The following is a 22,682-nucleotide window of genomic DNA, read 5'->3' on the forward strand; positions in this document are numbered from 1 at the left end:
TCGTTTTATATCGATAAAATGGGTAAGCAGCATTAGCCCCCCAATCACCAATAAGCCTATAGATAATATTTGTGACATGCCTTATGCTTTAAACAGGTTTAAGCCGATGATGCCATTGAGCAACATGCGCGAGTTAACAGGCAACTCTACCCATTTTGGTGCGTTAATGTCGCTGCGTTCTATTTTCACTTCGTTCAATGTGGTCATCTCCCCGAACGATGCGAGGTAGAATTTACCATCAGACCGGTTATAGCGAATCTGCAAATGCGGCGCGTTAACCCAATCTGACGGGATAGTAAATATGTTGGAATCCTCGCGGGTTTCCTCGCTGCCCGATACAATGATCTCGTCATCTTTCATCAGGTACTCCACCTTTTTACCGGCAAATTGCTGATCGGGAATAATGGTTTCCAGTTTGGCGATGCTGTCTTTTGGTAGTTTGGTTGATGTTGCAGTTGCAGCTTCCTCAGCAGCCTGCAGGTTATCTTCGTAAGGGATCTCAAAATATCCTTCGCTGTAATAGTTAAAGCCTTTCAGCACATCCTGACTCACATCAAAGGTTTGCGCTATACCCGTTTGGCGCGGGATGAAGGTTACACGCAGGTTTTGCTCCTTTAAAGGCTCATTATTATCAGGTAATAATTTACCAATGAAACCTTTATCGCCGCGGGCATAATCGGGGTGCGACACCAAACGGAATACCCATTTAGAGCCGGATGGCTTCACGGTTTTACCCGCATCGCGATACTCTTTTAGTATCTCATAGAATTTTTCTACGGTTTCCTGTACTATCAAACCGAAAATACCTTGTTTATCGGCAATAAACTCCTTATAATCTTCGGGGTTAAAGCTGATGATAAACTCGTGGTAAAACACCACCCTATCGGCAAAGGAAAGCTGCTTTATGGAGTCGCGAAATTTCTCCACGATATAACTGTAAACGGTATCGGGCGTAAGGGCTTTGGCTTTAGCCTTTTCGGTGGTCTCGTTGGTCAAAAACCAATCCTGTATACCTATGCGTTGCCAAAAATTAGGTGTAGATGCCATTTATGGTAAATTCAAAAGTCAAAATTAAAAATTCAAAATGCTCTCTTTCAAGCTATACTGAACACGGTTTGCAGGCAGATGTTTTACTGCTGCATTATGGTGTCAGGCTGTGTGCTTGTAGAATCGGGCTTGGTTCTTTGCGGTTCTGTAGGCTGTTGCCTAAGTACCGTGGTATCTAACCTCACCGGCGTATCAGCTTTGCTTTGTCCCTCATCAGGATATTTAGATCCATAATCTATTTTACCTGTATCTGGTTTGTTCTGTACAGAATCCTGCTTTACCTGCTGGGTTGAGCCATCTTTTTTCAGGAAAGTTGCGTATACTGAAAAGCCCATGAACACTACTATCAAAACCATCAGCGTATAGTAATATGGTTTTGACAACGAAATACGCGATTCATCCTCAACGGGTTCGGCAGCAACAGGCTCGGGCGGCGGGCCGGTTTGCTGGTATTGTAGTAACAGGTTATGCAAACGTTCATTCTCGCTGCGCAGGGCGGCATTGCTCAAGCCGCCGTTAAAATCATGGCTTTCAGCCGATGCCAGGCTGCCACGGATAATGGCATCATGCAGTTCGGTACCGTTCTGGAACCTCAGCTCAGGGGCTTTCTGCAAACATTTGTCAATCAGCTTAAGCAGCCACTGCGGCACCTGCATTTCCTGCGCTTTCTTCTCGTCGCTCCAGGCGGCAGGCATAGCGGCTCGGCGGGCAGTAAGCAGGTCTGGTACTTTTGATTCGATATGGGCCAGCATAACGGCGTTACGGGCGTTGTCTCCTGCTCCGCTAAGCGGGAAAGGCACCTCGCCGGTCAGTAGTTCATATAAAATAATGCCATAGCTGTAGATATCGGTCTCTAACAACATCTTGCCATCGTGCTGCTCGGGTGCCATAAACTCAACCGCGCCTGCGTGGCGGATACTGGTACGGCGCTGCTCTTCTGACATGATGGCCAGTCCGAAATCCAGCAACACATAGTTGCCGGTATTAACGTTGTATTTTACGTTGTTGCTTTTAACATCGCCATGCTTTACCCCTACACGGTGGCAGTGCGCCAATGCGCTTGACAGCTGATCGGCCACGCGGATGGCCTCTTTCAGCATGAAAATTTTATCGTGGGGATCTTTCAGGAGTTCGCAAAGATCAGGACCTTCAATGTACTCCATCTCGATGAAGGGAAATGATCCGCTATCCGTCAATCCCCAGCTTAGTATCTTAACCACATTGGGGTTAGGCTCCTCGTTTACCTTTTGCAGTTTGGTTACCTCGTTACGGAAATTGCGGTAGTTGCGGTCGTCCTCGCTCTCGTTAAGGATAGGCGTAGGCATCAGCTTGATGGCGGTAAGCACCGGCCCCATGCGGCGGCCTTTATAAACGGAACCCTGCCCGCCGGTGCTCATGGCACCCAAATTCTCCAAACCTTCGGTTATTGTAAAAACTTTGCTCATTAGTAGATAGTTTACCGTTTAAGGTTAACGGCAATTTACAGACTAATGTACATTTTATACGGCCACTTTGTTGTGATATTTTATTAAGATTTTCACATCTATCCACAAAAAAACCCGCCACCTTTACAGGTAACGGGCAACACAACACATTTAAACCTATTGGTTTAAAGGCGCATAAGCCGACTTACGAATAATATCGGCAAATAGTTTTACCGAGTACATGCGCGACTGCTGATCAAATATTGGCGACGTAGCCATTACCTCATCAACGCCGGTTTGTTCTATAAAGCTGGTTAATTTGTTCTTGATGGTTTCGGCACTGCCTACAAACAGGTAGGCCAGCATTTGCATTACGGCCTCTTGCTCGTACGGCGACCATATCGCATCCATATCTTTAACCGGTGGCGGTAACAACTGGCGGCGACCGGTCACCACACCCAAAAACATTTGCTTAAGCGATGTTGCCAAATGCTCTGCTTCTTTATCGGTATCGGCAGCTACTACGTTAACGCAAGCCATTACATAAGGCTCTTTCAGATAATCTGAGGGACGGAAGTTATCGCGATAGATCTTGATAGCTTCCATGAAGTATGTTGGTGCAAAGTGGCTGGCAAAAGCATAAGGCAAACCCATAGCGGCGGCAACCTTGGCGCTATCGGTACTTGAACCTAACACCCAGATAGGAATATCTAAACCCTCGCCCGGGATAGCGCGTACTTTACTGGTTGCATTATCTGCCGAGAAATAGGTTTGCAGCCTGATGATATCTTTAGGGAAATTATGAACGGCATTAAAGTTCTCGCCACGGATAGCCAAAGCGGTCAATTGATCGGTACCCGGCGCACGGCCGAGGCCCAAATCTATCCTACCCGGATAAAGTGATTCAAGCGTACCAAATTGCTCGGCAATAACCAACGGGGCATGGTTGGGCAGCATAATACCGCCCGAGCCTACACGGATCTTTGATGTTCCGCCGGCCACATAACCTATCAGTACCGACGTGGCAGAACTGGCCACACTGATCATGTTGTGATGCTCGGCAAACCAGTAACGTGTGTAGCCAACCTTCTCTGCCAGTTGGGCAACCTCAAGGCTTGCCTTAAAACTGGTGCCAGGTGTGCCGCCCTGTACCACAGGAGCCAGATCAAGAACAGAATATTTTATATCGGATAGTTTCTTTGCCATAACTCAATTTTGGTTACGAGGACATGTTTTTAAAACGGATGTTTCACAAATTTACGGCGAAAGCAGCGCGTATGAATGGCTTTTGATGTTATATGACGTTTGGAGTACATTGAGACATGAGGGTGACAGAAAGCCCTCCCATTTAAGAGGCCTCTCCCCATCCCCTCTCCGAGGGAGAGGGGCTTTTAATAAAGTCTCCCCTTTCGGGGGAGATTTAGAGGGGGCTTTTTCTCTTAAATTAATATCTTAGCACCATGATCAATAGCCCCGAAGGACAGCATATTTTAAGCAGACTCAAAAACGAGCTGCCGGGGCATTTCCATTATCATAATGCTGATCATACTATCGATGTTTATAACGCCGCCAAAGGCATTGCCGAAAAAGAAAGCATTAATGCTGAAGATGCCCGTCTGTTATTAGTAGCTGCGCTTTATCACGATAGTGGTTATCTTAACCGTGTTAAAGAACATGAGCGTGCATCATGCGATATTGCGAGGGAGACTTTGCCTGACTTTGGTTATACTGAGGATGAGATCAACCGCATCTGCGCCATTATTATGGCCACCCAATTGCCGCAACAACCGGCGGATCATCTGGAACAAATTATCTGCGATGCCGACCTGGATTATTTGGGTCGCGCTGATTTTGTGAGTACCGGCGATAACCTGTTTGCCGAGATGAAGGCCATGGGCAGTATCCATGATAAAAAAGCATGGGATGCGCTGCAAATTACTTTTCTGGAACAGCACCGGTATTTCACCAAAACGAGTGTTGAAAACAGGGAGCCTAAAAAACAAGAAAATTTAAGAGATTTACAGAACACAATACCTATTGCCGAAATGAGTACAGCGCCAACCGCCAAATCAATCATTACCGACACTATTTATACCATTGCAGGTATCCTGTTCTGTGGTTTTGCCTTAAAAAGTTTCCTGATACCAAATGCTTTCTTTGATGGCGGCGTTACCGGTATCTCGCTTTTGATACACGAGCTTTACCACTTCAATATTGCTTACGTTATTATCCTGGCAAATATTCCTTTCATTATTATGGGGATGTTCCAGGTGAATAAAACCTTTGCGCTGCGTACATTATTGGCCATTATAGGTTTGGGATTGTGCATTTTGTATGTACCCTATCCTGATAAGATCACTTCTGATAAACTGCTGGTATCTATCTTTGGCGGGGTGTTTATGGGTACGGGAATCGGCATGGCTATCCGTGGTGGTTGTGCCCTCGATGGTATCGAAGTATTGGCCCTTTACACCGGCAAACGCATTAGCTTTACTATCAGCGAGATCATTCTGGGCATCAATATCGTTATCTTCCTGATAGCAGCTTTTGAGGTTGGTTTTACCACTTCTTTATACTCTATTATCACTTACTTCACGGCCTCGCGCATGATCAACTTTGTGATAGAGGGCTTGGAAGAATACACCGGTGTTACCATCATTTCGGGCCAAAACCAAGCCATTAAAGAGATGCTGGTAATGCAACTTGGCCGCGGTATTACCATCTACAAAGGCGAACGCGGTTTTCTGAAAGAGAGCTTTGATGTGCACCATCCTGTTGATATTGTTTTCACCGTTGTAACCCGCCTGGAACTACGCCGCTTAAAGGATATGGTGCATGAAATAGACCCCAAAGCTTTCATCTTCACCAGCATTATTAAAGAAGCTGCGGGTGGGGTGCTGAAGAGAAGAGCGAGACATTGATTTAAGTCTGAAGTTAGAAGTCGGGAGTCTGAAGTCACACCATCCCTTTGTCATGCTGAGGAACGAAGCATCTATCAGCTGTACAGAGAACGCGGTTAGATTCTTCGCTATCCCTCAGAATGACAAGGGTCTTTTTTTGACTTTTTAATTTTGACTTTTGACTTAAGACCCCAGACTTAAAGTCTACTCCACTACTTCATAAGTTACAACCGGCAATGCCTTATTCTTCAGCGTAAACTCGCCATTTTCCTTGCATTGGAATGATTCTTTGGCTTGCTGGTAAACGGCTTCAGTGATGATGATCTGGCCGGCTTTGGCAATGCCTTGCAGGCGTTGGGCAAGGTTTACAGAGTCGCCGATTACGGTATAGTCGAGACGTTTTAGTGATGCGGAGCCGATATTGCCTGATACCATCTCGCCCGAGTTGATACCTACCGAGATCTCCGGTTTAAAGGTTTTACCGTTACCTGCATCTATATCGGGCTCGTTAGCTAATTGCTCTCTAACAGCTAATGCGGTATCTATAGCTCTATCCAGGTGGTACTCACCTCGGAATACAGCCATGATGGCATCGCCCATAAACTTATCTACGTGGCCGCCCTGATTAATGATCTCTTTTACAATTTTATCAAACAAGCCGTTCAGCAGGTTTACAACGGTATTGGCTGCCACGTGCTCGGTAATGGCGGTAAAGCCGCATACATCAACAAACATTACCGTAGCTTCCAGCAATTCGTTTTTCATGAGGCTATTCTCGGCCTCTTTGTGGGTCATAAAGTTGAGCACATTCTCATCTACGTACATTTTAAGGATATTGTTCTCCTTAATAGCACGCAGAGTTTCCTGCAACTGGCGCACGTGGGTGATGGTCTTTTGCATGGTGAGGTCGAGATCATCGAAATCAACCGGTTTCATCACAAAATCAAAGGCACCGCGGTTCATGGCGGTGCGGATGTTTTGCATATCGCCATAGGCCGATACCACAACAGCTTTAACCGTTGGATTAGCCTCGGGCAGGCGCGAAAGCAGGGTAAGGCCATCCATCACCGGCATATTAATGTCAGACAGGATAATATCCAGATCGGGGTGTTCTTTGATGCGGTCTAATGCTTCGGCACCATTCTGTGCAAAAATAAATTCGTATTCGTTCTCCCTTATCTTACGGCGAAATTTTTGCTTTACCAGGATCTCCAGATCAGCCTCATCATCTACTACCAGTATCTTGGCCATTACTCGCTTATTGTTTTTAGTTTTTCTTTCAGTAAGTTAAAATCAAGCGGTTTGGTCAGGAAATCATTTGCTCCTTTGTCCATAGCTTGTTTATAGTTTTCTTCGTCGCCGTAGGCAGTAATCATCATTACCACAGGTGGTGGCGGCATTGGGAAATCCTCGCGGATATGGCCAAGCAGTTCGATGCCGCTCATGCCGGGCATATTGATATCTGAAAGGATCAATACCACTTCAGAGTGTTTCTCTTTCAGGTAATCCAGTGCTTCCTCGCCCGAGCGTGCAAAATCAAGTTCTATCTCGTTATTGCGGATCTCTTTGCGGAAACGCTGCAAAAACAAGGGTTGCACATCCTCTTCATCGTCGACTACTAATATTTTCATTTGCGAAAATAAATATTGATTTGTTGAATTTGAATTTTAATTAGCCTAAAGGCAGAGTGATGATAAACTCCGAGCCCTCGCCCTCTTTACTGTTGATATTGATGGTACCTTTATGCGCCTTCACGATGATATCGTAGCTTAACGAAAGGCCCAAACCAGTACCCTCGCCTGCCGGCTTGGTGGTAAAAAAGGGCTGCATGATCTTGTCTTTGATAGCATCAGGGATACCGGTGCCGTTATCGCGGACGATGATCTCTACGTTGTTACTAGGCAACACTTTTGTAGATACCTCAACCTTTGGCCTGAAATCCCCGCCAATAGTTTTTTGTTTCTGATGGACGGCGTAGAATGCGTTGGTGAACATATTCAGCAATACGCGGCCAACATCCTGCGATACCATATTTACCATCGGCAGGCTCTCATCAAAATTTGATACCAGTTCGGCGTTAAATGATTTATCTTTTGCCCTTAAACCATGGTAAGCCAGGCGGAAATATTCATCTGCAATGGTGTTGAGGTTGGTTGGTTCTTTTACATTGCTGCTTGCGCGGCTGTGCTGTAGCATGCCTTTCACAATGCCATCGGCGCGTTTGCCGTGGTGGCGTATCTTCTCCAGGTTTTGTTTAATATCGGCAGCAATGGCGTTGGCTTCTTCCATATCGCCTTTGGCAATCTCGGCTTCCATTTCTTCCAGCAGTTCCACACTTACTTCAGAAAAATTGTTAACAAAGTTTAAAGGGTTCTGGATCTCGTGGGCAATACCTGCGGTTAATTCACCTAACGATGCCAGTTTTTCCTGCTGGATCAGTTGTGCCTGGGTGGCTTTCAATTCTTTTACGGTTTCCTGTAACTCGTTGCGTTGCTGAGTTATCTCGGCGGTACGTGCAGCTACCAATTCCTCTAATTCGTCCTTACGTTCATTAATGCGACGAATCTCTTGCTGTTGTTTTTTAGATGTAGATACTCTTATAAATATCCATACAAAGGCAGCCATCTCTGCTGAGACAAAAAAACTGCCATTATTATCATAAAACTTAGGTACAATTAACTCAGCAATTCCGCTTAACAATACAGCGGCAATAAGCGGCAGATGCGCATTCAACAATACCATAAACGATTTAAAATCATCTTGTCGTTTAAGATATTCTATAACTCCCAATAAATACGCAGCAGCGATAATGCTTGATACGGAATCCTCAAAATGATCGTCGCATAAAACGAACAGGCCAACAGACAGGGCCATCATTCCATAAAGAGGCCATCTCCATTTAAGACGAAGATCTGTGAACTTTATGTTCCTGTTCAGCCTTAAAGTAAGCAGAAACACCGCGAGGAAAGGAAAAAAATGCATACGTATGCTTACGGTTTAAATTTAACCTAAGGTAGCTATTTATGCTGAACCTTAATTTGTATTATTGATATTTAGTTAACCTTACCTTAAATGTACACCAGCAAAGAGATAGTCCAGATCATATTTTTCTTAGGCAGCTGCCTGCTTTCGGCAAACCTGGTGAGCCTTTACAGGCATACTTTTATTTCGCCTTATGTAGTCCCTGCAATTTATATACTGACAGGTGTTGCTGGGATATGGATCTACTTTAAAAGGATGCCACAACAGCATAAGAATAAGTTAAAGGATACGTTTATAAAACTTACTTTTTGCTTTGTTGTGGGCGGCGGCATTAGTACCTGGACTTTTATGGGGTTAAACTATTACGCTTCCGTACACCCTTTAACTGAGATATTCCATATTGCAGAACGGGGCGGTTACATGAACGATTCGAGAACCGGCCCTAATCATTTATATGTTGCTATTAAGTACTACGGTAAACTGAAGGAAATACCATTTGACAGCAACGACCTTAACGGCACATCAGGCTATAAACTTGTAAGAATAGAGATATCTAAAGGCTTTTTTGGCTTCGATGTATTCAAAAACGAAGCGTTAGTTGAATAACAATAACGCTAAAACTTCGTAAAATGCACAATCACCTGCAATACGATATTGCCATAAACACCCGCCAGCACATCATCCATCATTACACCTGTGCCACCCTTTAAGGCTTCCATTTTACGGATACCCAGAGGCTTTACAATATCAAAAAAACGAAACAGCACGAAACCTATTAACAGGTAATAAATATGAGCGGGTACAAACAGCATGGTCACCATCATGCCCGATACTTCATCTATCACCACACGGTAGCTATCCTTGCCCCAAAAAGGTTCAACTTTATCGCCTACATAAACGCCTAACAGCGTAACAACAACGGTTGCCAATACCAGCCATATAGGGTTTACCGCCCATGGCTGCAACCATAGCAAATAAATAAACGGACAGGTTACCAGCGCGGCCAGCGTACCGCCACCCTTTACATACCCTATACCAAAGATGGATGCAATTAGCTTATTTACAGTACTATTCATCAGCTTTTATCTAAAACATCTTCGGCAGCTTCGGCTACTTCGGGCTCAATTAAGTTTTTTTTTGGAAAGTTGAAGAATATTGAGGTCAGCACCGGGATAATGAATACTGCTACCGTGAAGATAGATACTGCGGCGTCAGCAACTTCACTTTTAAGAAACAATCCGATCTCTGAATTTGGAGCAAAATGCTCAAACAGGGAAGCAGTGAGCTTAATACCCAAAACACCTATCACCATAAAAGCAACGGTTTCCAGGAAACTGAATTTTTCCATCAGTTTAACAAATGCTTGCGCCACAAAACGCATGGCCAATATACCGATGAACACACCAGTGTAGATCAAAAACTTATGATCGGTAAAGGCTACGGCGGCAAATACGTTATCGATAGAGAAAGCAAGGTCCATCAGCTCTACCAGGGCAACAGTCGCCCAAAAGTTGCCTATTAAGCCAACGGTTGATTTATACAGCCAGTTCTTGTTCTTGTCTACAGATTCCTCTTCGCCTTCTTCTCCTTCTTTCTTTTTAGAAAGTTTGCCTTTGAAATAATCAAATGCGAGGTACATGAGGTATAAACCACCAAGCGGTTTTAGCCACCAGATAGTTACCAGCCAGGCTGCTAAAAACAAACACAAACCACGCAATACGTAAGCGCCTATTATACCATAGCGTAAAGCACGGGCACGTTGCTCTTTTGGCAGATCGAGCACCATGGTTGCCAGTACGGCAGCGTTATCTACAGATAAAAGGCTTTCGATGACAATTAAGTTAAGAATGATAAGCAGGCCGGCCTTAATGTCTTCGCCAAGCAGCGTGTGTAAAATATCCATTGGTGGGTTTAAATAATATCTGTATTTAACATTGTTTTTAAAATATTGGCCTGAACGTCAAAAGCATTGATATGCTCCAGGAAATTCACATCTGATATCTTTTTATAGTTATCAGCCAGCAGGGCCGTAATATTTTCGGGCAGGTTGGTTTTTATTAAACCGGCCTTGCCCGTTAGCTGTATGTTCTTGTCGCGCAGTTCACGCATCATACGTTCGCGTTTGCTGATGGTGTTTTTAAGATCTAAATCTCCCAGTTTGGCTATATCGCAAAACAGCAGCACGTTATTAAGCGGCGAAAATATAAAATGCCGGTTAACATCGGCAAACTTATATACCTCAAGCACCAGGTCGTTGGCCCGTAGGCCCGCATAAAACTCAATTTTAAAATCGTACTTGCAAAGCGTCCCCATCAGCTTGCGCCCTATGGTTGCATACTCGTTGCTGTACACATCAGCCGCATCATAAGCCAGCAGCTCATAAACCAGCTCAGTCGAGATATTAAAAAAGTAATCGCCCGAGTAATGCAGACTAAACTTATTGATGTTACCCGTAAAGGGATAATCTGAAGCATTATCTGACAGTACCTGGAACAACTTCCTTAACGACTGGCTCATTTTCAAAGCCTGCCTTTGCTTGTCGTTGATAAAAGTATGCTCCGTATAAGCCGAATCTTCCATCTGCTCTATCAGCTGGTTATTCAGCGATACCTCATCAAGCAACAGGTCGGCGTTGGCCTCGTTGCCTTTTTTGATCTTTTTGAGCAGGTCTATCAAGGTTTGTGTAAACTGGAGATGAAACATCTCCAGTTGGTTAATATCAAGCTCGGGATTGGTCTGAAAAAGCTGGTGAAGCACTTGTGTGCGCAGGTAGATCTTATAAATAACGTCGTTATTAAAAAATACTGATAGCAGCTGTAGTTTGCTGATTATCCGTGTCGACGCATTTAATATTTCTAACCTGTTCTCATCCATATTTTAATTAACGTGTATTCGTCACGTTCTTTTTCAGCTCGGTCTCTAAATTCTGTAATTCAGTATTTAGCACCTTCCTGTTCTGTGTACCCTCATCATGGATACGTTTAACCTCGTTAAGGGTTTCAATTAATGATGATGTTGTACGTTTAAGCGTATCTATAGAAACAACGGTTTTCTCGTTCTCCCTGGCAACATCAATACTGTTTTGCTTTAATAGCTCGGCGTTTTTCTGCAAAATGGTATTGGTGGTATCCGATACCTTCTTCTGCATCTCAACGTTAGCCTTTTGCCTGTTTAAAGCAACTGCTAAGGTAAGCTGATTTTTCCAAACAGGAATAGTGGTTGATACAATTGACTGTGCTTTTTCTGCAATGGTGGTATTGTTATTTTGCACCACGCGGATCTGCGCCAATGATTGCAGCATAATGAAACGCACAACCTTCAAATCGGCAAGGCGTTTATCCAGGCGGTTCACATAATCGCGCAGGTCGGCAATTTCGTAATCTTCGTAGCCTGATGGGTTGCCATCCATTACGGCCAGCTTCTCGTTCAGCTCGTTGTATTTTAACTGACCGGCTATGATCAGTTCTTCCATCTGCTTAATATAATCCACGTTGTTATCAAACATGGTTTGCAGCGAAGCATTATCTTTCAACGAGTTTACACGACCGGCTTTTATTTTGTTTACGATCTTATCAACGTTGTTTACTACCAGGTCATACTTGGCAAAGATCTTTTTGGTATCCATTACCAAAGTGCGGATAAGCGGTATGCGCGATAGCACACGCACAAAAGCGTTCTGATCAAGCTCATCCACATCAATGTAGTTAAGCTCGTGCAGCAAGTCGGTTATCAGCGTACCTACTTCGCCGGCATCAAACGTACGTACTGATGACAGGAAGCTGTTGCTATAACGCTCCATATTCTGCTGAAGATCTGAGCCATAGTTAAGGATCGAGTTCACATCGCCCGGATTAAGGTCTTTGCTTTTCTCGCCATATTTGGCAACTTCTGCCGTGGTGATGTTGCTCAGGTCAACATTACCTTCTTTATCTAATTTAACCGGAGTGGCTGCATTAACCGGCGCAGGTGTTGGCGCAGGGTTAGTTAGTTCAGCTCCGTCGTTAATTGGGTTAGTTTCCATGGTTGTTTTTGGGTTTAGAGGCCTCTCCCCAAACCCCTCTCCGAGGGAGAGGGGCTTCAAGAGTATTCTTTCCTTAAGTCTCCCCTTTCGGGGGAGATTTAGAAGGGGCTCAAGTTTTTCTTACAAGAAATTACGTTCTACAGTGTTTACTGTCTCTTCCAGTTTGCGGTCTTTGGTTGGTTCGCCAAGGGCGTTAAACTTCCATTCGCCGTTCTTTTGGTAGAAAATACCCATCACCATTGATACGTGGCCTTTAAAGGTTGAGTCATGGGCGATATCGTATTTGGCAAACACTTCAGTTACGCGTTTAGGCGTACCCTCATAAATGCGGATAGATGCAAACGGGATAGTACCAAAATCATGACCACGGAAACTGTTCAAAACGAAAGCTACGTGCTTTACTTTCGGATCGAGTTTAGCCAAATCAACGGTGATCACCTCGTTATCCAGGCCATCATCGCCGCCCATATCGCCGGTAAGGTCATCACCGCTGTGGCGGATAGCACCGTCTTTTGATTTAAGGTGGCCAAAGTATACCACATCTATCAAATTCTTGTCATCATCAAACAACGCACAGCTGGCATCTAAGTCAACCGCCTCTTTTGATGAGCCAAAACCAAACAGGCCTTTCTTTTCGATAGCGCCCCAGTTAATGCCCACACAAACGTTCTGCAGCTTGTTGCCATTTTCTTTCTCCAGGCTTATGCGTTGCCCTTTTTGCAAGTTAATTGCCATAATATTATGTTTTAAGGTATTAGTTGTATTTGTTTAAGTAATCCTGTAAGCCACCCTTCATACCGGCGCCAACTGCTTCAAATTTCCATTTGCCATCGCGTTTATAGATGCGACCAAACTCTACTGCTGTCTCGATAGAGAAATCTTCTTCCAGTTCGTATTTCAGGATATCGGCATTGGTTACAGGGTCAAAAATGCGAACGAAAGAGTTACGCACCTGCCCAAAGTTTTGCCTGCGGCTTTCGGCCTCGTGAATGGTTACCACCACGCAGATCTCGGTAACACGAGGGTCGATCTTGGTTAGATCTATTTTGATCTGCTCATCATCGCCATCGCCGGCACCGGTAAGGTTATCGCCTGTGTGCTCAACAGCTTCATCAGGGCTTTTTAAGTTGTTATAAAAAACAAAGTATTCATCAGCAATAAGCTTTTTGTTATCGCCCATTACAAATACCGAAGCATCTAAGTCGAAAGCAGAACCGGTTGATGATGCATTGGTATCCCAACCCAATCCTATAGTAAATTTAGGTGCGTCAATTGCTTCACGCTGACCTTTTTGCAGATTAATTGCCATATTGTACGAGTTTATAATTATCTAAATTAAAAGTTTTTCACCTAAAAGCCCCCTCTAATCTCCCCGCCAGCTGGCGGGGAGACTTTTTTTAAAACCCCTCTCCCTCGGAGACGGGTTTGGGGAGAGGCCTTTTTAAGTTCTCAAATACTCAACGCCTTCTGTTGAGGCGATTCTAAAAGTAAAAGTTTTTTTATAAAGCCAAGGTTTTGCTGATAAGCTTCAATGGTATGGTAACCATTACCCAAAGCCATGTTATACATCTCCTCTAAAAACGCGGTCGACTGGTCTTCAATAAACACCCTAAACTGATCATGATCGTAGTTGAGGATATACTTAACCAACCTTGTGTTGATACAGAAACTGCTATCATTAATGATCTTGTGCAGGTCAAATATCGATTTCACCTCATGGTAATTCAAGTAGTTCTCAATGTTTGGGTGGATGTTGTTATTCACCAGTTCGGCAAAGTAGAGCATGTAGATATCGCTTCTTAAGCCGTAAGCATCTACCATTTTCATGATCATACGCTCGTGGCTACCTGTGATGCGGATATCATCCAGAAAGATCAAGGTCTTGCCTTCCAAAAACGCTTTATCGATATGGAAACTATCGTTACCTATCAGCTTCATGCGTTGCTCAGCATCCAGCTCGCCGTAATCTTCTTTGTAGGTAATGGTACGGTGTACTTTAGTCTCCTGCACCACAGGTAAACCATACTCTGCCAGCCAATGGTTAAGTGTGTACACAAACCAGTTCTTCATGGCGAAGGTGGCTGTTGGGATGAATGAGTACGGGCTGGAGATCACTACCAGTTGTTTTATATTTTCGGCTTGCGCCAGATGTTTTTCAATAAAACCGTTGGCCAGCGCCACGCCAAAATCGCGCGATACTATGCCATCGCCAAACTTAAAGCGACTATAATCCGCAGCCTCGAAACCGAAATGGGTTTCGCTGTTAATATGATGGAGTGAATAGGTTAGTGCTTTCATAGGTGTGAGATATATTAGCCAATAAGGCTCAAAATTGTTTGCTGATTTGAATTAATTAGCGCTGCCTTAAGGCCCATCGCCTCGGCCGCAGCCACATCGTTCTTGGGGTTATCGCCTACATGCAAAATACCGTTGCGCGGGATGTCCTTACCCACATTGCAGATGTCGATATTCTTTAGCATTACCTCAAAAAATTCGGGGTTGGGTTTTGACATACCTGCCTCATCAGAGTACAGCTGAAAGTCAAAAAAAGTATCCAGTTGGTAAAGTGCAAGCACCTTACGCAAGGTTTTTCCGATGATGTATCCTGTATTGCTCAACAAACTAAAAGTTGCTCCGCTTTTTTCTTTTAGACTGATGAGGGTATTATATGTTACATCCGAATATAGTTGAGGCGGATGTTTAAAAAGTAATACTTCCATATCGTTATGGAGTTGCTGATAATCAATTTCATCAATATCAAGGCTATTGCCGTTAATGAGGTGGATCACCATCAGGTACATCTCGTCGGCATCGATATTTTTGCCGCTTTTTTCGTTCACGGCGTTGCACATCAGATCAACCTGCCGGAATATCAGGGCTATTTCGTCAACAGACTTACCTGATTTATTAAAATGTTGGTGGAAATATCTGGCACGCTCGGGCTTAAATTGCGGATCGGATTTAATGAGCGTTAACCAAAGGTCGAACGAATAGTGTTGATAATAAGGCATTAGATCTTGATAGATGTCAGTTAAAAAGCCTTTTTACAGGCTAAACAAGACCACAAGATATAAAATAATGCTTATTAGTTTAATAAGTTAAGATGAAATTTATGTAAACAGCTTACCTGCTGCTTAACACGCTGCGGTAAGTTGTTATAGAGCGAATAATAGACTGCACAATGGCTGTTTGCCCTTCGTCAGAGTTCAGATATTCTTCCTCATCGGGGTTATTGATAAAGCCTGTTTCAATCAGCACAGATGGCATGGCACTGTTGGCTAAAACGTATACACCCTGCTCGCGCACCCCTAATGATGTACGGCCATCGGTATCGGTAAACTCTCGCATCAGGTAATCGCCAAACATGATACTTTGCCTGCGGTATTTTTTAGTAAAGGCATCAAGGATGATCGCATTAGAAGGATCACTATCATCAAGCGCCTGGTAGTTTTGCTGGTAGTTTTTCTCCTCAAAGATGGAAGCATTTTCGCGCATGGCCTCTGCCTGCTCTTTGGCTCGGTGCAAACCGTAAACCAATACCATTACGCCGCTTTGCTTGTGCGCACGGTAAGCTGTTCCCTCAGCAGACGAGTTGCAGTGGATAGAAATAAACAAATTCCCTTTTGATTGATTGGCAATAGCCGAGCGGCGGCGCAACTCGATAAAAGTATCATCGCTGCGGGTAAGTACCGTTGTAAGATCGGGCAGTTGGGCGTGGATGGCGGCATCCAGCTTTTTGGCGATAGCAAGCGTTACATTTTTCTCGTACGAGAAAGTACCGCGGGCACCTGCATCCTTACCGCCATGGCCGGCATCAATAATAATGTTCTTGATTTTATAGCCGCCGGTAACGATGGTATCTGCCGGTGTGAACGAACAAAACAAGATATAGAAACATAAAACGCCGATGCTGAACAGCGGCCCTAAGTATTTTTGTTGCATTGAATTAATCAGAGAGACACAAATTTATCTACCACACATCAAACTGCAAACGCAAATTAAGGTTTGCTATTGTTTGCTTTTTTGACGGTAATACGGGGCAATGGATTAACAGGTTTTAAATTTTGCAATACTGTTGCAAATTAATTGGCCATTACGTTGCTCTTTTTGCTGCATTTAGGGCAAAGGCCCGATGCATAAAGCGTAAAGCTCTCAGCCTTAAAGCCATCGGGCAAGGTTAGCCGTGGCATGTGCAGGTCATCAAGGCAATACACGTTTTTGCAATTGGTGCAGTTAAAATGCAGGTGCTCGTCGTGGTGGTGGTTTTCGCCGCAATCCGAGTGGCAAACGGCATAATTGGCCGTGCCGTTAAGGTCAAAAACTTTATGGATAATACCTTTTTCCTCAAACACGTTAAGGATACGGTAAAGGGTAACGCGGTCAATATCACTCATCACGCTTTCCAGATCGGGCTGTGAAGTAGCCGTATTTTTTGAATACATCATAGAAAGTACGCGCAGGCGGGCACCGGTCTTTTTAAGATGGTGCTTATCCAGCAGTTCCTCGAAACGAAAATTCTTTGTCTGTGCCATTTAAATCCAAATTTAAGTAAAATTCAGTTAAGCAGCTTGTTTATTATCGTGTTTGTGTGGGTGTTTAAGGTGCAGGAAGCTCTCGCCGGCATCACAAGAACCGGCCAGTTTGTAGTTGATAAAATGCGCAGCTGCTATAGTAAGGCCGCCAAGCGGGGCAACAATGGCCTCAACCCAGTTATGCAGAAACAGATGCCCGCCAATGATTAACGCGAAACCCACAACCAGCATCACTAAAGGCAAAGCGTTACGATGGTTTTTATACTCTCCGCCAATTGACCATACGCCTATTACCAACGCAAAAACGATCATGCCCCAATCTAACCATGGGTTGGCCAAAAAACTCAATCCCAACAAAGGTAAACTGGTAAAAAACACCGGCACAGCAGCACAATGTATAGCACAAAGTGTAGAGGCGGTCATACCAATATTGTCAAGCTTAAAGGCTTTACGGGGTGATAACATGCTGCAAAGATAAACATAAATGCAACATTATTACATTTAGATTTGTTTATGTTTTGTCAGGAATGAGCGACACTATTAGTAGATGTCATTTCGAACGATAGTGAGAAATCTTGTTATTCCAGAAAAGCGACCATGCTGTAATAACAAGATTTCTCGTCGCCCCTTTCCACCATCCCGCCCTTCTGCTCGCTCGAAATGACACGATGATTTATTGTTTTCTCTTCCTCACCCTCTTTTCGCGCAGCGAAGAGAGGGTCGCGCACGAAGTGCCGCGGGGTGAGTAAAATCGCAGAGCGACTCACCCCCATCCCCTTTCTGCTTCGCAAAGAGGCGAGCTTTCCTGCTTTATCTCAACACAAGTAAAAAATCATCTTAATCCTAAAATCAATAAAATCAGCGGTCAGCTTTTTGTACATTTAGCTGCCAATTATTTTTTATGAAGAAGTTTTTCCTGCTGATGTTGCTGCTGCCGGCCATTGCCCGCGCACAGCAAAGCCCAACCAATCAAAACCTGTTTGATACTATTCCTTTTATTCCTGATCATACTGTGGCCCGATTAAAAGTATTTGCATCGCAGCCGGTAAAACAGGTGAACACCATTTTCTTTGGCGATAGCATCACCGAGATGGGTAACTGGGGCAGCTTGCTTGGCGATACTACCGTACTTAACCGCGGCATAGGCGGTGATATTACTTACGGGGCCTTAAAACGCGTGGACGATATCATTGCCCGCCAGCCTAAAAAATTATTCATTCTTCTTGGCATCAATGATATCGGCAAGGATATTCCTGACGCCGTAATTGCCGATAATTACTTTAAGATCATCAAACGCGTGCATGCTAAAAGCCCGCAGACCAGCATCTATGTGCAAAGCGTTTTGCCGGTTGATGCTACCCACGCGCACTTCCCGCAGCATTATGATAAAGGCCAGCATGTGCCGGCAGTTAACAAGTTACTGAAAGCCAAAGCACAAGAACTCAATTTTACCTGGGTGGATATTGCGCCACTCTTTACCGATAAACGCGGATTACTGGACAGCCGCTACACACTTGAGGGTTTGCACTTAAATGCCGATGCTTACAAAGTTTGGGTAGCTTATCTTAAAAAAATGAACTACCTGTAACATGAGAAAGACGTTTACCGGCCTTGCCCTGCTCCTTTTGGTTTGTGTATCGGCATCGGCACAACAAACATCCATCAGTAAAAAGGTTGAGGTATTGTTAGCCAAAATGACTTTGGACGAAAAGGTTGGCCAGCTAAACCAGCTAAGCGGCGATTGGGAAGCTACCGGCCCTGTTACCAAAAATACGGGCGATAAACTGCAACAGGTACGCGATGGCAAAATTGGTTCGGTGCTTAATATTATGGGCGAGAACCATACCCGTACTTTCCAGGATGCAGCTATGAAATCTCGCCTGAAGATCCCGCTGCTTTTTGGGCAGGATGTGATACACGGTTACAGCATTACTTTTCCTATTCCGCTGGCAGAGGCGGCAAGCTGGGATCTGCCGGCCATTGAACGTTCGGCCCGCATTGCCGCCACCGAGGCATCTGCCGCAGGCATCAACTGGACGTTTGCACCCATGGTTGATGTAGCGCGCGACCCGCGCTGGGGCCGCGTAATGGAAGGTGCCGGCGAGGATACTTATTTAGGATCACTGATAGCCGCAGCACGCGTGCGTGGTTTCCAGGGCCGTGGCATTGGCAGTACTGATGCGGTAATGGCCTGCGTTAAACATTTTGCAGGTTACGGTGCAGCTATAGGCGGCCGGGATTACAACAGTGTGGATATGAGCCTGCACGCTCTTTGGCAAACCTATTTGCCGCCATTTAAAGCTGCGCTTGATGCAGGTGCAGCCACCTTTATGAATGCTTTTAACGATTTGAACGGCACACCTGCCACCGGCAACGCCTACCTGCAACGCGATATACTAAAAGGTAAATGGGGCTTTAAAGGCCTCGTGGTAAGCGACTGGAATTCCATCGGCGAGATGATACCGCACGGTTATGCCAAAGACTTGAAACAGGCCGCCGAAACAGCCATTAAAGCAGGCAACGATATGGATATGGAAAGCCGCGCCTACATCGGCCATCTGGCGGTTTTGGTGCGCGAAGGCAAGGTACCCATTGCAACAGTAAACGAAGCTGTTCGCCGTATCCTCACCAAAAAATTTGAACTGGGTTTGTTTGATAATCCTTACAAGTTCATCAATGCTGCGCATGAGAAAGCCACGCTCAACCAACCAAAGAATATTGAAGCCGCACGCGATATGGGTCGCAAGAGTATTGTGCTGTTAAAGAACGAGAAGAACCTGCTGCCGTTATCAAAAGATGTAAAAACCATCGCACTGATTGGCCCGCTGAGTAAAGAGAAATGGTATTTGAAAGGTGCATGGTCAACCAATGTAGATCCCAACGACAATGTGGTTAATATATATGAAGGCCTGCAAAATCACGCCCCTAACGCTAAGATACTTTATGCCCAGGGTTGCAACATAACCGACAGCGTGGCTACTGATTTTAAAGAAGCCGTAGAGACCGCCCAAAAAGCCGACGTAGTGGTAATGGCTGTTGGTGAAGACATCTTCATGACCGGCGAGGCACGCAGCAAAGCCAACATCCATATCCCCGGCGTGCAGGAAGATCTGATAAAAGCTGTTGTTGCTACAGGCAAACCCGTTGTGGTATTGCTGATGGCCGGCCGCCCAATGATATTCAACTGGACGGCAGAGCACGCCCCCGCCATTGTTTATACATGGTGGCTGGGCAGCCAGATGGGTAATTCTGTTGCAGATGTGTTGTTTGGCGACTATAATCCTTCCGGCAAATTGCCGATGACCTTCCCGCGCAGCGAGGGCCAGATACCGCTTTACTACAATTACATGAACACCGGCAGGCCCGCAACCGGCGACAATGATGCCTTTTATCGCTCATCATATCTGGATGTGCCTAACACGCCGCAGTATGCCTTTGGTTTTGGCTTAAGCTACACTACTTATAGCTACAGCAATATCAGCATCAGCAAAACGGCCATCCGTAAAGATGAAACCATTACCGTTTCCTTCGACCTGAAAAATACCGGTAATGTTGCCGGAGAAGAGGTGGCACAATTATATATTCGCGATATGGTGGCGCAGCCTTTGCGGCCGGTTAAGGAGCTTAAAGATTTTGCAAAAGTGAAACTGGCTCCCGGCGAAAGTAAGCGCATCAGCTTCAAACTGGACAAGGAAAAACTCTCATTTTATAATGATAAGCTGGAATGGATAACGCAGCCCGGCGATTTTAAAGTGATGATAGGCCCGGCATCAAACAATATTAAACTGGAGAAAACATTTCAATTGATAAACTAACACCTATTTATGAACAGAACTAAAGTGGCCATCATTGGCGCAGGTTTTATATCAGACATCCACCTCGAATCGTACCACCGCTTTGTACCCGAAGCCGAGGTTGTGGCCGTTTATGCCCGTAATATTGATAAGGCAAAAGCTTTCGCCGATAAATATCATATCGCAACATGGTTCAATGACGTTGACCAGCTCTTAGCCCAAACCGATGCTGAAGTGATAGATATCTGCGTACCCAATTACCTGCACGCCGAAGTTTGCATTAAAGCAGCAAAAGCAAAAAAGCATATCATTATTGAAAAACCGCTGGCCGTTACCATTGAGGAAGCCGACGAGATGATAGCTGTTTGTAAAGCCAACAACGTTAAACTGATGTACGCCGAAGAACTGTGCTTCGCCCCAAAATATGAGCGTGCCCGCAGCCTGGTTACCGAGGGTGCCGTTGGCGAAGTGTACATGCTAAAGCAAGCCGAAAAACATTCAGGCCCGCATACCGACTGGTTCTATGATATTGACCTGGCAGGTGGTGGTGTTTTGATGGACATGGGTTGCCATGCCCTGGGCTGGTTCCGCTGGGTGTTGAACCACGCCAAAGTGAAAGATGTTTACGCTACTATGAGCACTGTTCTGCATAAAGAACGTACCAAGGGCGAGGATAATGCAGTAGTGATAGTGGAGTTTGAGAACGGTGTTACCTGCGTCGCCGAAAGCAGCTGGGCCAAACATGGCGGCATGGACGACCGCTGCGAAATATACGGCACCGGCGGTGTAGTTTACGCTGATCTGTTTATGGGCAACTCGGCCCTTACCTACAGCAAAGAGGGTTATGGCTACGCGATGGAAAAGGTAGATAGCTCTGCCGGCTGGACGTTCACTATTTTCGAGGAAGCGTTTAACCAGGGATATCCGCAAGAATTAAAACATTTCATCGAGTGCGTACGCGAGGACAAAACGCCTATCGTTACCGGCGAGGATGGCCGTGTGGTATTGGAGATAATTTACGCGGCTTATGCTTCAGCCGGTCTGGGCAAAAAGGTAGCCCTGCCTTTTACCCCTAAAGTTGAAAAACCTGTAGATCTTTGGTTAAACCCGCAACAAAACTAAAAGCATAATGGAAGTAAAAATATATAGCAATTACGACGAAATGTCAAAAGCAGCCGCCGAACTGGTTGCTGGTCAATTAGCCGAAAAACCTGAATCAGTTTTGGTTTTCCCTTCCGGCGATTCACCGACCGGCACCCTCAACTGCTTAGTTGACTGGGCGAACGATGGCCGCATTGATCTTACCCAAGCCTTCATCATCGGTCTGGATGAGTGGGTTGGTATGGATGAGAACGATAAAGGGAGCTGCAAATACTATCTTAAAAATACCTTTTTCGATAAGCTGAATACTAAGCTTACCAACGTCACCCTTTTCAATGCCAAAGCTGATGATCTGGAAGCAGAATGCGAGCGCATGAATAACTTTATTGCCTCAAAAGGCGGCTTAGATATCATGATGGTTGGCATCGGCATGAATGGTCACCTGGGTTTAAATGAGCCGGGCACACCGTTCAACCTTTACGCCCACCCTTCTGAGCTGGATCCTGTCACAGTTGAGGTCGGCCAGAAATATTTTGATACAGCAACGCCACTTACCGGCGGCATTACGCTGGGCCTGCAACACCTGGCCGAGGCCGGCAAAGCTGTCCTGATCGCATCAGGCGCTAAAAAAGCAGATATCATTGCCAAAAGCCTGCAAGGCGAATTAAGCACTGCGGTACCTGCATCTATCCTGCAAACATTGGATAATGCAGTGGTTTTGTTGGATGAGGATGGAGCTGGGAAATTGAATAAATAGACGTTCTCTCCATAACGTCATTGCGAGCGATATCGTGGCAATCCCCGACTTACAGAACGGCTCTGCAAATCGGGGATTGCCACGTCGCTGTCGCTCCTCGCAATGACGTACTTTAGTTTGTCAC

23 protein-coding genes are annotated in these 22,682 nt (G+C 45.1%); 6 read left to right on the top strand and 17 right to left on the bottom strand.

Going from position 1 to position 22,682, the window contains the following annotated elements; translation table 11 throughout:
* Positions 1-81 precede the first annotated feature (81 nt).
* The 3 genes from D0C36_RS03805 to D0C36_RS03815 all read right to left on the bottom strand — a co-directional run bounded on the left by D0C36_RS03805 (position 82) and on the right by D0C36_RS03815 (position 3,677).
* On the bottom strand, positions 82-1,047 hold the full coding sequence (locus D0C36_RS03805; protein ID WP_117390234.1) for a hypothetical protein: 966 nt from the start codon (positions 1,045-1,047) through the stop codon (positions 82-84).
* Between the two features lie 83 nt (positions 1,048-1,130).
* Entirely contained in the window at positions 1,131-2,492 is a 1,362-nt protein-coding gene (locus D0C36_RS03810) for a serine/threonine protein kinase (RefSeq protein ID WP_117390235.1), read from the bottom strand.
* Positions 2,493-2,648: 156 nt separating this feature from the next.
* Positions 2,649-3,677, bottom strand: coding sequence for an LLM class flavin-dependent oxidoreductase (locus D0C36_RS03815; protein ID WP_117390236.1), 1,029 nt, complete (start codon positions 3,675-3,677; stop codon positions 2,649-2,651).
* Positions 3,678-3,931: 254 nt separating this feature from the next.
* Between D0C36_RS03815 and D0C36_RS03820 the strand changes: the two genes are divergently transcribed.
* The gene (locus D0C36_RS03820) at positions 3,932-5,392 is read left to right on the top strand and encodes a YitT family protein (protein WP_117390237.1); all 1,461 of its coding nucleotides are present in this window, start codon (positions 3,932-3,934) and stop codon (positions 5,390-5,392) included.
* A 183-nt stretch (positions 5,393-5,575) separates the two neighbouring features.
* Here D0C36_RS03820 and D0C36_RS03825 read toward each other — a convergent pair whose 3' ends face one another.
* Genes D0C36_RS03825 through D0C36_RS03835 form a run of 3 tightly spaced genes read right to left on the bottom strand, consistent with a single transcriptional unit; the run spans position 5,576 to position 8,353 of the window.
* Positions 5,576-6,622 carry an adenylate/guanylate cyclase domain-containing protein gene (locus D0C36_RS03825; RefSeq protein ID WP_117390238.1) on the bottom strand — a complete coding sequence of 349 codons (1,047 nt, stop codon included), beginning with the start codon at positions 6,620-6,622 and terminating at the stop codon, positions 5,576-5,578.
* Positions 6,622-7,002, bottom strand: a complete 381-nt coding sequence (locus D0C36_RS03830) for a response regulator (RefSeq protein WP_117390239.1) — start codon at positions 7,000-7,002, stop codon at positions 6,622-6,624. The genes D0C36_RS03825 and D0C36_RS03830 overlap by 1 nt, the downstream gene beginning before the upstream one ends.
* Before the next feature lie 40 nt (positions 7,003-7,042).
* Positions 7,043-8,353 carry a sensor histidine kinase gene (locus tag D0C36_RS03835; RefSeq protein ID WP_117390240.1) on the bottom strand — a complete coding sequence of 437 codons (1,311 nt, stop codon included), beginning with the start codon at positions 8,351-8,353 and terminating at the stop codon, positions 7,043-7,045.
* Between the two features lie 90 nt (positions 8,354-8,443).
* On the opposite strand from D0C36_RS03835, the gene D0C36_RS03840 reads away from it, so the two are divergent.
* Positions 8,444-8,959, top strand: coding sequence for a hypothetical protein (locus D0C36_RS03840; RefSeq protein WP_117390241.1), 516 nt, complete (start codon positions 8,444-8,446; stop codon positions 8,957-8,959).
* 8 nt (positions 8,960-8,967) lie between these two features.
* Here the strand turns inward: D0C36_RS03840 and D0C36_RS03845 are convergent, their stop codons facing one another.
* The 11 genes from D0C36_RS03845 to D0C36_RS03895 form a co-directional block, all read right to left on the bottom strand.
* Positions 8,968-9,429, bottom strand: a complete 462-nt coding sequence (locus tag D0C36_RS03845) for a phosphatidylglycerophosphatase A family protein (RefSeq protein ID WP_117390242.1) — start codon at positions 9,427-9,429, stop codon at positions 8,968-8,970.
* Complete coding sequence (locus tag D0C36_RS03850; protein ID WP_117390243.1) at positions 9,429-10,256, bottom strand: TerC family protein; 828 nt, start codon at positions 10,254-10,256, stop codon at positions 9,429-9,431. The genes D0C36_RS03845 and D0C36_RS03850 overlap by 1 nt, the downstream gene beginning before the upstream one ends.
* A gap of 8 nt (positions 10,257-10,264) precedes the next feature.
* The gene (locus D0C36_RS03855) at positions 10,265-11,227 is read right to left on the bottom strand and encodes a hypothetical protein (protein ID WP_117390244.1); all 963 of its coding nucleotides are present in this window, start codon (positions 11,225-11,227) and stop codon (positions 10,265-10,267) included.
* 7 nt (positions 11,228-11,234) lie between these two features.
* Positions 11,235-12,374 (bottom strand): toxic anion resistance protein, encoded by a 1,140-nt coding sequence (locus tag D0C36_RS03860; RefSeq protein WP_117390245.1) that lies wholly within the window; start codon positions 12,372-12,374, stop codon positions 11,235-11,237.
* 120 nt (positions 12,375-12,494) lie between these two features.
* Entirely contained in the window at positions 12,495-13,109 is a 615-nt protein-coding gene (locus D0C36_RS03865) for a TerD family protein (RefSeq protein WP_117390246.1), read from the bottom strand.
* A 19-nt stretch (positions 13,110-13,128) separates the two neighbouring features.
* Entirely contained in the window at positions 13,129-13,683 is a 555-nt protein-coding gene (locus D0C36_RS03870) for a TerD family protein (RefSeq protein ID WP_117390247.1), read from the bottom strand.
* A 140-nt stretch (positions 13,684-13,823) separates the two neighbouring features.
* On the bottom strand, positions 13,824-14,672 hold the full coding sequence (locus tag D0C36_RS03875) for a phosphoribosyltransferase family protein (RefSeq protein WP_117390248.1): 849 nt from the start codon (positions 14,670-14,672) through the stop codon (positions 13,824-13,826).
* 14 nt (positions 14,673-14,686) lie between these two features.
* On the bottom strand, positions 14,687-15,385 hold the full coding sequence (locus D0C36_RS03880) for an HAD family hydrolase (protein WP_117390249.1): 699 nt from the start codon (positions 15,383-15,385) through the stop codon (positions 14,687-14,689).
* Between the two features lie 112 nt (positions 15,386-15,497).
* On the bottom strand, positions 15,498-16,316 hold the full coding sequence (locus D0C36_RS03885) for an N-acetylmuramoyl-L-alanine amidase family protein (RefSeq protein WP_117390250.1): 819 nt from the start codon (positions 16,314-16,316) through the stop codon (positions 15,498-15,500).
* 140 nt (positions 16,317-16,456) lie between these two features.
* Entirely contained in the window at positions 16,457-16,906 is a 450-nt protein-coding gene (locus tag D0C36_RS03890; RefSeq protein WP_117390251.1) for a Fur family transcriptional regulator, read from the bottom strand.
* A gap of 27 nt (positions 16,907-16,933) precedes the next feature.
* The gene (locus tag D0C36_RS03895; RefSeq protein ID WP_117390252.1) at positions 16,934-17,371 is read right to left on the bottom strand and encodes a MerC domain-containing protein; all 438 of its coding nucleotides are present in this window, start codon (positions 17,369-17,371) and stop codon (positions 16,934-16,936) included.
* Between the two features lie 436 nt (positions 17,372-17,807).
* Here D0C36_RS03895 and D0C36_RS03905 point away from each other — a divergent pair, with 436 nt between their 5' ends.
* Genes D0C36_RS03905 through D0C36_RS03920 form a run of 4 tightly spaced genes read left to right on the top strand, consistent with a single transcriptional unit; the run spans position 17,808 to position 22,558 of the window.
* On the top strand, positions 17,808-18,494 hold the full coding sequence (locus D0C36_RS03905) for a GDSL-type esterase/lipase family protein (RefSeq protein ID WP_117390254.1): 687 nt from the start codon (positions 17,808-17,810) through the stop codon (positions 18,492-18,494).
* 1 nt (position 18,495) lies between these two features.
* A complete protein-coding gene (gene bglX, locus D0C36_RS03910; protein WP_117390255.1) occupies positions 18,496-20,721 on the top strand; it encodes a beta-glucosidase BglX in 2,226 nt (741 codons plus the stop codon).
* 9 nt (positions 20,722-20,730) lie between these two features.
* Positions 20,731-21,822, top strand: a complete 1,092-nt coding sequence (locus tag D0C36_RS03915) for a Gfo/Idh/MocA family protein (protein ID WP_117390256.1) — start codon at positions 20,731-20,733, stop codon at positions 21,820-21,822.
* A gap of 7 nt (positions 21,823-21,829) precedes the next feature.
* The gene (locus D0C36_RS03920) at positions 21,830-22,558 is read left to right on the top strand and encodes a 6-phosphogluconolactonase (protein ID WP_117390257.1); all 729 of its coding nucleotides are present in this window, start codon (positions 21,830-21,832) and stop codon (positions 22,556-22,558) included.
* Positions 22,559-22,682: the final 124 nt, after the last annotated feature.

This window comes from Mucilaginibacter conchicola (assembly GCF_003432115.1).
Lineage (GTDB): Bacteria > Bacteroidota > Bacteroidia > Sphingobacteriales > Sphingobacteriaceae > Mucilaginibacter > Mucilaginibacter conchicola.

Bases quoted from the DNA above. Each gene is read 5' to 3' on its own strand.
- D0C36_RS03840 (WP_117390241.1), top strand. From the start codon at position 8,444: ATGTACACCAGCAAAGAGATAGTCCAGATCATATTTTTCTTAGGCAGC.
- D0C36_RS03880 (WP_117390249.1), bottom strand. From the start codon at position 15,385: ATGCCTTATTATCAACACTATTCGTTCGACCTTTGGTTAACGCTCATT.
- D0C36_RS03890 (WP_117390251.1), bottom strand. From the start codon at position 16,906: ATGGCACAGACAAAGAATTTTCGTTTCGAGGAACTGCTGGATAAGCAC.
- bglX (WP_117390255.1), top strand. From the start codon at position 18,496: ATGAGAAAGACGTTTACCGGCCTTGCCCTGCTCCTTTTGGTTTGTGTA.
- D0C36_RS03860 (WP_117390245.1), bottom strand. From the start codon at position 12,374: ATGGAAACTAACCCAATTAACGACGGAGCTGAACTAACTAACCCTGCG.
- D0C36_RS03810 (WP_117390235.1), bottom strand. From the start codon at position 2,492: ATGAGCAAAGTTTTTACAATAACCGAAGGTTTGGAGAATTTGGGTGCC.
- D0C36_RS03905 (WP_117390254.1), top strand. From the start codon at position 17,808: ATGAAGAAGTTTTTCCTGCTGATGTTGCTGCTGCCGGCCATTGCCCGC.
- D0C36_RS03835 (WP_117390240.1), bottom strand. From the start codon at position 8,353: ATGCATTTTTTTCCTTTCCTCGCGGTGTTTCTGCTTACTTTAAGGCTG.
- D0C36_RS03885 (WP_117390250.1), bottom strand. From the start codon at position 16,316: ATGCAACAAAAATACTTAGGGCCGCTGTTCAGCATCGGCGTTTTATGT.
- D0C36_RS03845 (WP_117390242.1), bottom strand. From the start codon at position 9,429: ATGAATAGTACTGTAAATAAGCTAATTGCATCCATCTTTGGTATAGGG.
- D0C36_RS03875 (WP_117390248.1), bottom strand. From the start codon at position 14,672: ATGAAAGCACTAACCTATTCACTCCATCATATTAACAGCGAAACCCAT.
- D0C36_RS03865 (WP_117390246.1), bottom strand. From the start codon at position 13,109: ATGGCAATTAACTTGCAAAAAGGGCAACGCATAAGCCTGGAGAAAGAA.
- D0C36_RS03825 (WP_117390238.1), bottom strand. From the start codon at position 6,622: ATGGCCAAGATACTGGTAGTAGATGATGAGGCTGATCTGGAGATCCTG.
- D0C36_RS03805 (WP_117390234.1), bottom strand. From the start codon at position 1,047: ATGGCATCTACACCTAATTTTTGGCAACGCATAGGTATACAGGATTGG.
- D0C36_RS03815 (WP_117390236.1), bottom strand. From the start codon at position 3,677: ATGGCAAAGAAACTATCCGATATAAAATATTCTGTTCTTGATCTGGCT.
- D0C36_RS03830 (WP_117390239.1), bottom strand. From the start codon at position 7,002: ATGAAAATATTAGTAGTCGACGATGAAGAGGATGTGCAACCCTTGTTT.
- D0C36_RS03895 (WP_117390252.1), bottom strand. From the start codon at position 17,371: ATGTTATCACCCCGTAAAGCCTTTAAGCTTGACAATATTGGTATGACC.
- D0C36_RS03920 (WP_117390257.1), top strand. From the start codon at position 21,830: ATGGAAGTAAAAATATATAGCAATTACGACGAAATGTCAAAAGCAGCC.
- D0C36_RS03850 (WP_117390243.1), bottom strand. From the start codon at position 10,256: ATGGATATTTTACACACGCTGCTTGGCGAAGACATTAAGGCCGGCCTG.
- D0C36_RS03870 (WP_117390247.1), bottom strand. From the start codon at position 13,683: ATGGCAATTAATCTGCAAAAAGGTCAGCGTGAAGCAATTGACGCACCT.
- D0C36_RS03915 (WP_117390256.1), top strand. From the start codon at position 20,731: ATGAACAGAACTAAAGTGGCCATCATTGGCGCAGGTTTTATATCAGAC.
- D0C36_RS03820 (WP_117390237.1), top strand. From the start codon at position 3,932: ATGATCAATAGCCCCGAAGGACAGCATATTTTAAGCAGACTCAAAAAC.
- D0C36_RS03855 (WP_117390244.1), bottom strand. From the start codon at position 11,227: ATGGATGAGAACAGGTTAGAAATATTAAATGCGTCGACACGGATAATC.